Annotated in this window: 8 protein-coding genes; 1 reads left to right on the top strand and 7 read right to left on the bottom strand. The window is 71.4% G+C overall.

Annotation, left to right across the window (positions count from 1 at the left end):
* Window positions 1-28 precede the first annotated feature (28 nt).
* The 6 genes from ABZ016_RS37010 to ABZ016_RS36985 are packed head-to-tail and all read right to left on the bottom strand — an operon-like array spanning window position 29 to window position 11,519.
* Window positions 29-2,170 (bottom strand): beta-L-arabinofuranosidase domain-containing protein, encoded by a 2,142-nt coding sequence (locus tag ABZ016_RS37010; RefSeq protein WP_356921126.1) that lies wholly within the window; start codon window positions 2,168-2,170, stop codon window positions 29-31.
* A 53-nt stretch (window positions 2,171-2,223) separates the two neighbouring features.
* Window positions 2,224-6,411: an Ig-like domain-containing protein gene (locus tag ABZ016_RS37005; RefSeq protein ID WP_356921125.1), complete on the bottom strand. Its 4,188-nt coding sequence runs from the start codon at window positions 6,409-6,411 to the stop codon at window positions 2,224-2,226.
* On the bottom strand, window positions 6,366-8,300 hold the full coding sequence (locus ABZ016_RS37000) for a beta-L-arabinofuranosidase domain-containing protein (protein WP_356921124.1): 1,935 nt from the start codon (window positions 8,298-8,300) through the stop codon (window positions 6,366-6,368). The genes ABZ016_RS37005 and ABZ016_RS37000 overlap by 46 nt, the downstream gene beginning before the upstream one ends.
* A 56-nt stretch (window positions 8,301-8,356) precedes the next feature.
* Window positions 8,357-9,178 carry a carbohydrate ABC transporter permease gene (locus ABZ016_RS36995; protein WP_356921143.1) on the bottom strand — a complete coding sequence of 274 codons (822 nt, stop codon included), beginning with the start codon at window positions 9,176-9,178 and terminating at the stop codon, window positions 8,357-8,359.
* A 29-nt stretch (window positions 9,179-9,207) separates the two neighbouring features.
* Window positions 9,208-10,161, bottom strand: coding sequence for a sugar ABC transporter permease (locus ABZ016_RS36990; protein WP_356921123.1), 954 nt, complete (start codon window positions 10,159-10,161; stop codon window positions 9,208-9,210).
* A 44-nt stretch (window positions 10,162-10,205) separates the two neighbouring features.
* On the bottom strand, window positions 10,206-11,519 hold the full coding sequence (locus tag ABZ016_RS36985) for a sugar ABC transporter substrate-binding protein (RefSeq protein WP_356921122.1): 1,314 nt from the start codon (window positions 11,517-11,519) through the stop codon (window positions 10,206-10,208).
* 268 nt (window positions 11,520-11,787) lie between these two features.
* Between ABZ016_RS36985 and ABZ016_RS36980 the strand changes: the two genes are divergently transcribed.
* On the top strand, window positions 11,788-12,816 hold the full coding sequence (locus tag ABZ016_RS36980) for a LacI family DNA-binding transcriptional regulator (protein WP_356921121.1): 1,029 nt from the start codon (window positions 11,788-11,790) through the stop codon (window positions 12,814-12,816).
* 8 nt (window positions 12,817-12,824) lie between these two features.
* On the opposite strand, the gene ABZ016_RS36975 is transcribed toward ABZ016_RS36980, so the two are convergent.
* Window positions 12,825-14,066, bottom strand: a complete 1,242-nt coding sequence (locus tag ABZ016_RS36975) for a glycosyltransferase (protein WP_356921120.1) — start codon at window positions 14,064-14,066, stop codon at window positions 12,825-12,827.
* Between the last annotated feature and the right edge of the window lie 5 nt (window positions 14,067-14,071).

The raw sequence follows: 14,071 nt of genomic DNA, 5'->3' as shown, positions 1-14,071 counted from the left end.
ACGCCACAACGAGGGAGGGTGCGGTCGTTCAGCGTCTCAGGTCGGCGTCGTTCGCGGCCTTGATGACGCGGTCGTGTTCCGTGCGGGTGAACAGGTCCTCCGACAGCCAGCGGCGCGCGAGGGTACGTACGGTGCGCACGAAGTGGGCGTGGTTCTGGAAGGGCGCCTGATCCCACAGGGTGTCGAGGAAGGTCCGGCCGTCGGGGCCGACGCGGTTGGGCACGCCCGAGTCGGTCGTGCCGAACGCGATGACGGGCTCGGAGCGTTTGAAGTAGGCGTGGTAGGGGGTGTCGCTGCCGATGTGGAAGGGGGCCAGGGTCAGGTCGTGCGTGGTGAAGTGCAGGGGGCGGGAGGCTGGTTTGACCGCGTCGGCCAGGTCGCCCCGGAGGGTGAAGTCCTTGTAGAACGAGAAGGTGCGGAACCCCTGTTCGGGGCTCTGGGCCGTCAGGAGGAGGGGGCCGTAGAAGAGTGACTGGGCTGTCGGGTCGTCCAAGGCCCGTTCGATGCGCAGGCGGTAGGGCGTCGAGACGCGGATACGGTCGCCCGGGCGCCAGGTTCTGTTCAGGGTGAGGTAGGTGCCGGGCGCCGCCCGGCCTCCCTGCCTGGTTCCGTTGACCGTGACGGTGACGCCTGCCGTGGCCCAGGACGGGATGCGGAGTTTCACGGCGAGCGGGCCCCCGCCCTCGCGGAAGGTGAGGGTGCGTACGCCGTCGGCCGGGAAGTCGCTGCTCTGCTCGATGACGAGGCCGCGTTCCGGCCAGTGCAGGACCGAGGCCAGGTAGAGGTTGACGTACAGGGCGCTGCCGTCGGCGGAGCGGAAGTAGATCGAGTCCTGGTACTTGGTGTGGTTCTCCATGCCGGTGCCGCCGCAGCAGGTGCCGGTGTTGCCGTACTCGCGGACGACGCCCGGGCCCATGCCGACGAAGTAGGTGACCTCGGGGCCGGTCGTGCTGGGGGCGTCCCGGCGCGAGGCGAGTATGTGGTTCGTCAGGCCCCGTTCGTAGTAGTCCATGTAGGAGGGGTCGGGGTCGCGGAAGAAGAGCTGCCGGCTCAGTTTGAGCATGTTGTACGTCGCGCAGGTCTCGGCGTTCTTGTCGTCGAGGGTCGCCGCGATGGCGCCGCGGGCGCGGAACATCTCACCCTGGCCGGTGCCGCCCAGGGCGTACGTGCGCGGCCCTGCCACCATGCCCCAGAAGTTGCGGGCCGCTGCGGCGTACCTCTCCTCGCCGGTGTGATCGGACAGCCGGAGGTAGCCGGTGAACTGCGGGATGTGCTGGTTGGCGTGCTTGCCCTCCAGGATGTCGCGGTTCTCCGCGCAGGCGTCGAGCAGTGTGGTGTTGTCGAAGCAGCGGGCGGCGGCGAGGTGTTCCTCCCGGCCGGTGAGGGCGTACAGGTCCGTCATGACCTCGTTCATGCCGCCGTACTCACCGGCGATGTAGATCGACCACATGCGTTCCAGCTGGGCCTTCGGCAGCCCGCCCAGGCGGCTGTGCACCCAGTCGCCCATCTTCGCGGCGATGGTCAGGGCCTGCTGGTTGCCGGCCAGGGTGTGGGCGTCCAGCAAGCCGCGCATGATCTTGTGACAGGTGTAGTACGGAGCCCAGATGGTGGGGTACGTCGTGTAGCTCTCCAGGAGGATGAACTGGGTTTCCGGGTAGGCCGCAAGATAGCCGGGGTGGCTCGGTTTCGGGTTGCCGTGGTCGGCGAGGGCCTGCTGGCACTCGCCCAGGGCGGTGACGAGGTGGTCCAGCTTGGACTTGAGTGCGGGCTCGCGTGTGTCGGCGTAGGCCTGGGCGATGAGGGTGAGGAAGTGGCCGCCGTAGTGGCCGCGCAGGTTGCCGTCGGCGGTTTCCCAGCCGCCCGGCGGCCGGGCGCCGCGCGTGTCCAGGCCGGCGTTGGCGCGGAACACCGCGAGGATGCGGTCGGCCGGGTAGGCGCGGGCGTAGTCGAGCATCAGGTCCCGTTTGTCGCGGAAGACTCCCCCGCCGAGTGCCACTTCGTGCAGGGCGAAGGGCCGCACCGCCCAGGCGGGCTGGGCGGGCGGCACGGCGGCAGCGGGGGCTGCCTCGGCCGGGGCGGCCTGCGCCGGCGGGGCGGAGGCCAGGAGCGGGGCCGCGGCGGCGCCGGCGGTGAGGCTCAGCACGCGGCGTCGGGTGGGTGGCTGGGACATGGCGCACTCCGATCGTCGTGGGGTCGTCAGCGGGTGGGAGAGGCCCGCTCGGGTCACGTGGGGGGTGTCACGGTGATCGTGGCGGTCGCGCGGAGGGAGGTGTCCGGCACGGTTCCCTCGACCTCGAAGGTTCCCGGGCCCGCGTACTGGTCCGGGTCCACCGGGTCCCAGGTCACCCGTGTCCGGCTGTCCTTGGAACCGTCGTTGTAGGTGGCGACCACCGTGCCCGGGAGCGTGGGGGGCCTGCCCGGGCGGGTGGTGAGGCGCTCCTCCGCGATGCCGGTGATCTCGACCGCCTCGGTGTGCCGGACCCACACGGTGGCGGTGACCGGCTGTGCGGTGCGGTCGGCGAGGCCGGTGACTGTCACTCGGGTGCCGCCCTCGGCGACCTGGTCCTCGGTCAGGGCCGGCCAGGCCACCGGTGAGCGTGCCGTGGAGCCGTCGGCGTACACCAGCGTCACCTGGGCGGGCAGGGCGGGGACGGTGCCGCGGGTGGTGGGGATGTGGACCTCGCGCACCGATTCCGGGGGCTCGGCGTAGACCTTCCACTCCTGCACGCCCAGGGCGAGGTTCGGGTGCCCGGTGAGTCTCGCCCGTAGGGCGGTGGTGGTGACCGGGGTGAAGGTGGTGCGGTTGTAGCGGTCCTCGGCGGTGCCGTAGCCGCTGGGACCGGGGACTTCTCGCCAGGTGTCGCCGTCGCGGTACTCGATCGCCCAGGAGGCCGGCACTCCCACACCGTCGGACGCGCCGGGCTGCGCGTCACGGAAGAAGTACAGGTCGGATCCGGCCACACGGACCGGGTCGTCCCAGGTGTACTGGATCCACTGGGTGCCCTTCTGGGGCCAGCTGCCCCAGCGCGGGGCGTCGGACGAGGAGGACGGCTCGCGGCCGTCGTTGATCGCGGCAACCGATTCCCAGCCGGAGGTGTAGGAGGCGGTGGGGGTCGCGGACGGAGCCACGTTCACCTGATCGTCCGACAGGCCCTCCACCTTGACGACCACCTTCTTCGACGTCCTCAAGGCGCCGTCGTCGGCGGTGAGTTCGAGGGTGTAGGTGCCCGCCTTGGTGAAGCGGGCGACGGTGGTCGAGGCGTTCGGGGTGCCGAAGATGACGGTGCCGTCCTCGGGGCCGTCCGCCGCCTTCCAGGAGGAGGTGAGCTTCCTCTCCGGGAGGCCGTCGTCCTCGACGATCCCCGTCAGCCTGACCTGACCGGGGCGACTGTAGGTGGTGTCACGCCACGTCTCGACGTAGGGGGCGTGGTTCCGGGCCGCCGGCGGCCGGACACCGGTGGCGAAGGCCTGGATCTCCTTCAGTCCGCTGGTGTGACCGTCCCGGTGGCGCATCAGCACCCGCAGCTTCTCGGTCGTCACCTTCCCAAAGCGCACCTCATTGAGGTTGGCCCGCGGGTCGACGGGCGACTTGACCGGTCCGGCGACGTCCTTCCACTGCCCGCCGCCCTCGTGGTACTGCACGGTGTAGAGGGCGGGCTCGGCGTAGCCGCCCGGCCGTTTGTCGCTGTAGAAGTGGAGCCGGACGTCGTCGACCTCGCGTGGCCGGCCGAAGTCGACCTCGTACCAGTCCTCGGTGTTGCCCGAGCCGCGGGCGCCCCAGAAGGGCTCGTTGATCGTGAAGCCGTCGACGGCTCCGGCCACTCCATGGCCCTGCGCCTCGTGGGAGGCGCGGACGGTGGCGCCGGCGGCGAGGTTCTCCGTCGCCGTGCCTGTCAGGTCCCGGCCCGCCTTGGCGAAGAGGTCGGTGACGCGGTCCTTCCGGCCGTAGGCGACGTCCTGCGGCTCGGCAACGGCCGTACGCAGCCCGGTGGTCCGGGCCTTGGCCCCTTGGCCGTCGGGAAAGGTGACCTTGCGGGTGGCGGGGTCGTAGACGAGGTGGGTGAGGCGGTCGGCGGTGAAGGCGAGCTTCCCGTCGAGGTAGACCGAGTATCCCTCGGGGACCTGGCGGCCGTACGGCCGTTTCCCGTCGCCCGGTTCGTCCCACACCACGGCCGCGTCCGTGCCGCGGTAGTTGATGTCGGTGACGGCGAAGTGGGACCAGTCGACGTCGATCGGCCACAGTTCGATCTTCCGGTCGTCACGCGGCCGAAAGCCCATGGCGTCCTCGATGACGGTCCAGTTGGTGGCGCCGAGGACGGTGTGGTGGATCCAGGAGCGGTAGCCGATCTTCTGCGGGTCGGCGCTGCCGTCGGACCAGAACTCGTTCTGGTCGGGCCACCGGTTGTCGCCGTCGACGTAATGGGCCCAGGCGTTCCAGGACAGCAGCTTCTTGTACCAGGTGCTGTCGATGTACTTGCTGGGGTACTTCCGCAGCACCGAGGACAGGAAGCGGAAGGTGACGGTGGAGTTGATGACGGAGAAGTTGTTGCTCCCGGGATTGCCCTGTTCCGCCGCCTCCGCCTTGTCGGCCTGGTTGGCCGTGAAGAACGGGAAGACGGGGTACTGCTTCGCGTCCGCCCACAGCCGCAGCGCCTCGAGGTACTGCGGGTCCTCGTCGGGGGTGGGCATCAGGCCCACGCTGTACGGGTAGTAGTTGTTGATCTCCTTCCAGGGCACCAGGGTGTCGGTCGCGACGTGCCGGTGCTTGAGGAGCTTGTCCTTCGGGTCCCAGAGGTGTTCCAGGACGGCCTTGCGCACCCGGGCGGCCGTCGCGCGCATCTCGTCGGCCTTCGCCTTCTCGCCGAGCAGGTCGTAGGCGCGGGCCGCCGCTGTCGCGTTGCTGTAGACGTAGGCCGATTCGGTCCGGTCCAGGTTTCCCGGCTTCCAGTGGAACGACACCGCGTCGGCGTCGTTGCCGGTCATGGCGCCCCAGTCGTACTCGATCAGGCCGTTGCCGTCCTCGTCGTAGGTCTCGAGCTGCCCGCGGACGTCCCGCTCGGCGTAGCGGGCGAGGTTGCGCACGATGCCGTCGGGGCCGCCGTGCACCTGGTAGGAGCGCCAGGCCGCCTCGGAGAGGTACTGGGTGTAGCTGTTGGACCAGTTCTCCGGGTCGCCGGGGTTGTCGGAGTACCTGCCGTTCTTCGAGACCTCTCCGGCCGACACCCACGGGCCGTAGGACCAGGCCGGGTCGCGCAGGTACTTGAGGTCGTCGACGAACATGCCGACGGTCAGCGCGATGGCGTTGTTGTAGCCGAGCACGCCCTCCATCGAGGTGGGGAACTGGTAGTCGTTGCCCGGGATGTCGGCGTCGAGGTAGTTGTAACGCAGCAGCCACCAGCGGTAGTAGAGCGTCTTCTCGATGTTGTCGTCAGGGATGTCGAGGTACGGCAGGTTCTCGGCCCACCAGCGGTTGTACGTCTGCACGTGCCGGCGGAAGGCGGTGGCGGGGGACGTGGTGCGCACCGCGTCGTACTCGGGGCGGGATCCGGTGATCTCCTCCGTGACGAAGCCGAGTTGGACCTTGGCGCCGAGAGTGCGGCCCGCCCGCAGGGAGAGTGTGCGGGTCAGTGACGCGCCGTCGGGAGTGAAGCCGTCGCCGCTGAGGCGGGGGAAGACTGTCGTGAGGTTGTTCTTCGCCGGCACGGCACCGGTGAGCTCGCGTCCCTCGGGCGTCGTCGCGTACGGGGACGTGGCGCGCAGCCGGACCTCGCGGCCCCGGGGGCCGGAGTTGGTGACGGCCAGGTTCGTGACGGCGACGTTCGCCTCGGTGATGAACTTGGTCTGGGTCACGTTCAGACCGGTGGCCTCGTGGGTGAACTCGCTGCGCCAGTAGCTGGGAGTCTGCGTGCGGGCGGCGGTGTTCTCCCGGAGGGTGAGGTCCTCGTCGTCGACGTTCAGAGTGATCGTGTAGGCGGAGCTGTTGTCGATGCTCTCCCAGTAGGCGACCTTGCCGGCGAAGCCGAGCCTCGCGGGCTCGTGCTCCTTCATGAACACGGCGCGTCCCCGGGTGAACAGCCAGTCTCCTGCCGGGTCCTCGCCCTTGCGGGCCAGCATCCGGTCCATCCAGAAGTCGGTGCCGTCCCCGGCCGCGTGGTCGGCCTCGTACTGGGCGCGCAGGGTGCGGTGGACGGTGAAGCCGGCCGGGAGGGTGGGGACGGGGTCGTCGGTCCCCGAGTAGACCGGGTAGCCGATCGCCGAGTTGTCCGCCGCGGCCGGGGCCGTGGCGGCGAGCGGGGCCAGCAGGCCCAGGGTCAGCGCCGCGGCCAGTGTGCCGCGGTGGCGTCGTCTTCGCGGTGCGGGCACGGCTACCTCCGGGTGGGCGTCGTCGGGGGCGGGGTCGTCGGCAGCCATACGCGCATGGTCGAGGGACCGCGGTTCGCCCAGGAGTGGTAGGGGACGAGGGTGATCGCCGTGCGGGCGGTGGCGGGTGCGGTGGCCTGGTCGAGTGGCTGGTACGGCCAGGTGGTGTCGCGCGGGCCGGCGAGTCCGCCCTCGGCGACGACCGAGCCGCCCGGGCCGTCCTGCGGTGCGGTGGACGGGTCCACGCGGATCGCGTCGGCCTCGTGGCCGCCGGGCAGGTCGGTGGACTCGGCGCAGTAGACGAGGGGACCGCGCTGGACGGCGACGGTGCCCCGGGCCGCGTCGACACGGGGGTCGGCGCGGATCCAGCGCGGGGCGACGGGCAGTTCGAGGCGGATCTCGTCGCCGGGCCGGAAGGTGCGGGTCAGCTGCGCGGTGCCCGGGGTGACCGTGCGTTGTTTCCCGTCCGGGTCGACCAGCCGGGCGGTGGCGCCCGCCGTCCAGCCGGGGACGCGCAGCGACAGGGTCCAGGGCCGGGCCGGGGACCGGCCGATCCGCACGGTCACGGTTCCCCCGGAGGGGTAGTCGGTCCGGACGCGTAGCGCCACGCCCTGCCCGTCGGCCAGGGAGGTGCTGAGTTCCGCGTCGGCGTACTGGTGCAGTTGTACGCCGTCGCCGTCGGTCGTCGCCAGATAGGCGGGCAGTTGGGCGAGCGTACGCGCCACGTTGGTCGGGCAGCACGACACGGCGAACCAGGGGGCGCGCAGTCCCGAGTCGGCACGCGGGCTGACCCGGTCCGTCGGGGGCGCGACGCCCCGGTGGCGGCGGTGCAGGGTGTTGGCGTAGAAGAAGGACCGGCCGTCCTCGGCCGGGGAGGTGGCGATCACATTGAACAGGGTTCGCTCGGCCAGGTCCGCGAAGCGGGGCTCGCCGGTGGCGAGGAGCAGCCGCCAGGCAAGCATCACGGAGGCGACTCCGGCGCAGGTCTCGGAGTAGGCACGGTCGGGCGGCAGCACGAAGTCGTCGCCGAAGGACTCGTCGCGGTGGTGCGAGCCCATGCCGCCGGTCAGATAGGTCCGCCGGGCGACGGTCGCCTCCCACTGCCGTACGGTCGCGGCGAGCAGGGCGTCGTCGCCGGTCTCCACGGCCACGTCGACGGCACCGGCCGTGAGGTAGAGGGCGCGGACGGCGTGGCCGCGCAGCACCTCGGCCCGGCGGACGGGCACGTCGTCCTGGTAGTAGGCGCGGCCGAACTCGATGTCGGCGAGGGTGCCGTGGCCGCGTCGCTCGACGAACAGGGCGGCTTGGTCGAGGTAGCGCTGCTCCCCCGTCAGCCGGGCGAGTTCCACGAGGGCCGTCTCGATCTCCGGGTGTCCGCAGACGCCCTGGATGCCGCCCGGGCCGAAGGTGTCGCAGACATGGTCGGCGGCCCGGCGGGCGATCCGGGCCAGCTCGCCCTCGCCCCGGGAGCGGGCCTGGGCGACACCCGCCTGGACGAGGTGCCCGTGACAGTAGAGTTCATGGCCCCATTCGAGGTCGCTGTAGCGGGGCGGCTGTCCGGGACGGCCGAAGGCGGTGTTCAGATAGCCGTCCGGGTGCTGGGCCGGGGAGATCGTGCCGGTGAGCGCGGCGACATCCTCGTCGTACGCGGCGCCCTCCCACGCCATGGCCTCGAGGAGCTTGTACACCTCGGAGTCGGCGAACTCCCGGCCGCGCCGGTCCCGGTCGATCCGGCCCTTTGCGGCGGCCCGGAAGTTGCCGGTCCAGCCCTCGCGTTCCATCCAGTCGCGGCAGTGCGCGAGCGTCGCGGTCGCGTTGACGTGGCGGCGCCGGGCCCAGAAACCTCCGGTGATCCTGACCTCGTCGAGACCCAGCGGACGGAGCCGGCCGCGGGTCGGCGCCACGGGCAGGACGAGCGAGCGTGCCGTGTTCTCCCTCACCAGTTCATGCCTTCGGTACGTCCCTTCCGGTGGTCCGTCGATGGTGATGCGGCGCTTCAGCCCTTGAGCGCGCCGGACATGAAGCCCCTGATGTAGTGCCGTTGCAGCAGCAGGAAGAGCAGCAGGCAGGGCACGGCCAGGACGACGACGCCCGCCTCGGTGGCGCCGTAGTCGACGGCGCCCATGCTCTGCTGCCGCAGGTTGGCCACGGCCAGGGGCAGCGGTGCCTTCTCGCCGTCGGAGATGAGGATCAGTGGTGCGATGAAGTCGTTCCAGGCGGCGAGGAAGGCGAACAGCCCCACCGTGATCAGCCCCGGCCGCACCGCCGGCAGGAGCACGCGCCGCAGCGCACCGGCCGTGCCGCAGCCGTCGACGAGCGCCGACTCCTCCAGTTCGCGGGGCACCGCCTCGAAGGAGATCCGCATCATGAAGGTGGCGAACGGCAGTTGGAACATCGCCAGCACCAGGCTCAGCCCGATCAGCGAGTTCTGCAGATGGAGCCGGCCCAGCAGCACGTAGAGGGGGATGAGGAGCGTGGCGTACGGGACCATCAGGATGGCCAACGTCAGCAGGAACAGCAGGTTCCGGCCCGGGAAGTCGAAGCGGGCGAAGGCGTAGCCGCCCAGCAGGGAGACCCCGAGGGTCAGGGCGACGGTCAGTGCCGAGACGACGGTGCTGTTGAGGAGGTAGCGCCACAGGCCCGCGTCGTACTCGAGCAGCGTCCGGTAGTTGCCGAAGCCGTGGCCGGACTGCTGGGCGGTGCCGGGCTGGCCGCTGACCGACGCCCAGGCGTTCCACAGCAGCGGGAACAGGAAGATGACGGCCAGTCCTGCGGCGACGACGTAGTGAGGCGTGCGGCCGAGGGCGCGGGTGAGCACCGTGGGGTCCCTTCTGGGTGCGGCGGTGGTCATGACTCGTCGGCCCGGCGCAGGCCCCGGAACTGCAGGGCGTTCAGCAGGAGCAGCGCGGCCAGCACGACGATCGACAGGGCGGCCGCGGTGCCGAGGTTCATCCGCTGGAAGGCCTCCCGGTAGATCAGCTGGACGACGGTGACGGTGCTGTTGTCCGGTCCGCCCTTGGTGAGGATGAAGAACTGGTCGAAGGCGAGCAGGGAACCGGTCACGCACAGCAGCAGGCACAGGGCGAGGGAGGGCCGCAGCAGCGGCAGGGTGATGGAGCGGAAGATCTGGCCGCGGCTCGCGCCGTCCATCCGGGCCGCCTCGTACACCTCGTGCGGGATGCGCTGGAGGCCGACGAGCAGGATCAGCATGTAGAAGCCGGCGAACTTCCAGACGATGAGGAACACCGTCGACAGCAGCGCCGAGGTCGGTGTGCCGAGAAAGGACACGGGGTCGTCGACGAGTCCGAGTTTTTCCAGGATGCGGCTGAGCGGGCCGGTGGTGGGGCTGTACAGGCCCCAGAAGAGCAGCGAGGCGGAGGCCAGTCCGAGGGCGCTGGGCAGGAAGTAGACGGTGCGGAAGAAGCCGGCTCCGGGGCGCGACTCCTGGACCAGCAGGGCGAGTCCGAGTGCCAGGGCGAGGAGTACGGCCGTGACGATGACGGTGTAGAGGAGGGTGAAGCGGACGGCGGGCCAGAACAGGGTGCTGTCGATGATGTCGGTGTAGTTCTCAGGGGCGTTGACGCCGCGGTCTCCCGCCAGCAGCGGCCAGTCGCTGAGCGACATCTGCCCGACGAGGAGCAGGGGCAGCAGGAAGAAGACGGCGACGAAGACGGCCGTGGGGGCCGCGTAGGCCAGGCCCTGGGCCGTGCGGGACCGCCAGCGGGGCGGGGCGGTCCGGGACGGGCGTGGTGGTGGCGCTTCGGGCTCGGCGGCCGTTCGGTCGGGCGCCTTCACCTGCATGGCTCTCCTCTGCCGTACGACGTGGGAGGGGCTGGGCCGGGCGCTCAGTCGGCCAGCGAGGCGGTCACGGCCTCGTTGTCCTTCGCGACGGACGACCCGTCGCCGAAGACGGCGTCGCGCATCAGGGTCAGCCAGGGCCCGTTGGGATCGTTGAAGGTCTGGCCGAACTTCAGCGCGTACGGGGTGCGGCCGTGCGCGACGAGTTCGTTGATCGTCACGAGCCGCGGGTCGGCCTTGGAGTGCTTGTTGGACGCGAGGTCGGTGCGGGCCACCACGTCCTTGTGGGCGGCGACCACGTCGACCTGGGCCTTCTCACCCAGGGACCAGGCGAGGAAGTTCCAGGCCTGGTCGGCCGAACCGCTCGTGGCGGAGATGCCGACGGCGTCCCCGCCCACGAAGGTGGACCGGCCGCCGTCGGGTCCGGGGATGCCCGCGACGCCGAGGTCGAGGTCCTTGGGCATCAGCCCGAGCGTGGTGGACGGCATGGGCATCACGCCGACCTTGCCCTTGGGGAACACGCCGGTCCAGGTCGTGCCGGTCTCCTCGCGCGCCCCGGGGGCGACGATGCCGTCCCGCACCCAGCCGCGGTAGGTGTCGTAGACCTTCTTCGCGGTGCCGGAGGCGAGGTCGGCCTCGGTGCCCTCCTGGTTCAGGACCTCGTCGCCGGCCGCCCAGATGGACGGCCACCAGGTGAAGACGCCGCAGCCACCGCAGTTGCCGCCGAAGAAGGTGCCGTCGACGCCGCCGCCCAGTTTGTCCACGGCCCGCGCCTGCCGGTCCCACTCCCCCAGCGTGGCGGGTGGCTTCCCGGGGTCCAGCTTCGCCTTGCGGTAGAGCTCCTTGTTGTAGAAGAGCACTGACAGGTCGAGGGTGTGCGGGACCACGTACTTCTTGTCCTCGTAGGTGCCGGCCTTGATGTGCGACGGGGCGAGGTGCTCGGCGAAGGGCAGGGCGTCGACGCGTTCGGTGATGTCGGCGAAGAGGCCGCTGGAGGTGTAGTTGGGCACGAACACGACGTCGGAGGCGAACAGGTCGGGCAGGTCGCGGGAGCCGGCCGCGGCGCCGACCTTGGCCTGGTAGTCGTCGGTGGGGACGACGGTCAGCTCGATCTTGTTCCGGTGACTCGCGTTGTACGCCTCGACCAGGGCCTCGCTCTGCGGCCGGGTCGCCGCGCGCGTCCACATCGTCAGCTTGGTGCCGTCGTCGACACCGCCGGCGGTCGCCGCCTTGTCCCCTCCCCCGCCGGATCCGCCGTCCCCCGAGCCGCAGGCCGTGACCAGGCTCGCGGTGGCGAGCAGGGCGATGGCGGTCGTGACGAGGCGGCGTGTGTGTCCACGCGGTCCGGCCGTGCTCCCCATGGTCGATTCCCCCTTGTGTCGCGGCGGGCCGTGAGCGGGCACGCCGGTCGGGACAATGGATGTGGTGGCACTGAACTCAGCGGCAGAAACGAACCGAAAAGGCTTTCTGAGACGCTAAGGACGCACCCTATGACCCGTCAATCCCCGTGCGTGAAGCGGTTTCTGAGGTGCCGTCGAAACGCAGCCGAGGGCGGTGCCGAAATTTTTCGCGTACTGTGTGGGGTCCCCTCGACGCCGTCGGCAGGCGACGTGAGACAGGAGAAGACGCATGGCACAGGCCACCGGTCCCTCGCGTTCGCAGCCGTCCACGCTCAGCGATGTCGCCCGGCTGGCGGGCGTGTCGATCGCCACGGCGTCCAAGGCCCTCAACGGCCGCAGCCAGGTACGGGCGGAGACCAGGGAGCGTGTGATCGAGGCGGCCGAGCGGCTGGCGTTCCGGCCCAATCAGGTGGCCCGGGGTCTGCTGGCCGGGCGGACGGGCACGGTCGGTCTGCTCACCAGTGACCTGGAGGGCCGGTTCAGCATCCCGATCCTGATGGGGGCCGAGGACGCCTTCGGAGCGGGCGAGGTCGCGGTGTTCCTGTGCGACGCCCGCGGGGACGCGATCAGGGAGCAGCACCATGTGCGTGCGCTGCTGGGCCGCCGGGTGGACGGCCTGATCGTGGTGGGCAGCCGGACCGATCCGCGTCCGTCACTGGGCCGCGAACTGCCGGTGCCCGTCGTGTACGCGTACGCGCCGTCGGAGGACCCGGAGGACCTGTCCATCGTGCCGGACAGTGTCGGGGCGGGCCGTATCGCGGTGGAGCATCTGCTGGCCTGCGGCCGTACGCGGATCGCGCACATCACCGGTGACCCCGGGTACGCCGCGGCGCGGGAGCGGTCCGAGGGTGCCCGGGCCGCGCTCGCCGACGCCGGTCTGGCCCTGGTCGGCGAACCCCGGTTCGGGGCGTGGTCGGAGGGCTGGGGGCGGGCGGCCACCGCGATGCTGCTCGACGGGCATCCGGACGTGGACGCCGTGCTGTGCGGCAGCGACCAGATCGCCCGGGGTGTCATGGACGTGCTGCGCGAGCGCGGTCACCGGGTGCCGGAGGACGTGGCGGTGATGGGCTTCGACAACTGGCGGGTCCTGACGTCGGCGTCCCGGCCGTCGCTGACCAGCGTCGACATGAATCTCGAACAGGTCGGGCGGGCAGCCGCGCACGCCTTGTTCTCGGCGTTCTCCGGCACGCGCCGGTCGGGCGTGGAGAGGCTGTCCTGCCGGGTGGTGATCAGGGGGTCGACGGTGCCGCTGTCGTGAGCCCGTGCCTACGAGGCGAGCCGGCCGAGCGCGGCCAGGACCGGTGCCACGCCGTCCTCCTCGGCCAGTCGGTGTGCCAGGATCTGCGCGCGGTCGCGGTGCACGGGGTCGCTCACGGCCCGGCGCAGGGCGGGTGCGAGGGTCTCGGCGGTGAGGCGGCGCAGGGGTACGGCGCGGGGCGCGGTGCCCAGCCCGACCAGGCGGGCCGCCCAGAAGCCGGCGTCGAACTGCACGGGCACCGGGACGGTGGGGACGCCCGCGCGCAGCACGGCGGCGCTGGTGCCGGCTCCGGCGTGATGGACCACGGCGGCCGTCCGGGGAAACAGGCGTGCGTGCGGCACGTCGCCGACCGTGATCACGTCGTCGTCGCGGGCGGCGAGACCGGCCCAGCCCCGCTGGATCACGCCCCGCAGTCCCGCCGTGCGCAGGGCGCGCACGATCTCACCGCTGAGGCGCTCGGCGTCCGGCACGGTGGCGCTGCCCAGGCCGACGAAGACCGGGGCGGGCCCGGCGGCGAGGAAGTCCTCGAGTTCCCCGGGCAGCGCGCGGGTGTCGTGCGGCCACCAGTACCCGGCGATCTCCAGTCCTGGGCGCCAGTCCCTGGGGCGGGGCACCACCAGTTCGCTGAAGCCGTGCAGCACGGGCCACCGGGCCCGCTCATGGGCCCGGCGGCCGGCGGCGCCGCCGCGCGGGTTCATCCCGTGCTGGATTCGCAGTCTGCGCATGGCCCGGGTGAAGACCCGGTCGACGGCGGTGACGACGGCCAGCCCGCCCAGGTGGTTGCCCACGAGGCCGAGCGAGCGTCCGCCGAGCATGGGAGCCCCGAACTCGCGTGTCGGATGCTGGGGTTGGAGGAACAGACCCAGGCTGGGCAGCTTCAGTCCTTCGGCGATGGCCCGGCCCAGCGGTGCTACGGCACCGGCGGCCAGCACGACGTCCGCGCCGCGGGCCGCCTGGACGAGGGAGTCGGTCATCTCCTCGGCGGCGGACTTCGCCATGGCCACCGCGCGCAGCAGTTTGCCGAGCCCTGTGGTGCTGGCGTGCAGGCTGCGGCCGTGGTGGGAGCGCAGCACGGCGTGCGGGTCGACGGGCGTCGCGTGGAACCGCACCCCGGAACCCGCGGTCAGCGACTCGAACAGGCCGTGGGTGGCGAGCGTGACCTCGTGCCCGCTCCGTGCCAGCCCCGCGCCCAACCCGGTGTACGGCGCGACGTCGCCGCGCGACCCCGCCGTCATGATCACCACCCGCATGCGTC

The organism is Streptomyces sp. NPDC006372 (genome assembly GCF_040612515.1).
Lineage (GTDB): Bacteria > Actinomycetota > Actinomycetes > Streptomycetales > Streptomycetaceae > Streptomyces.
The sequence above is the reverse complement of the archived record's forward strand: the minus strand, read 5'-3'. Positions and strand labels throughout refer to the sequence as shown.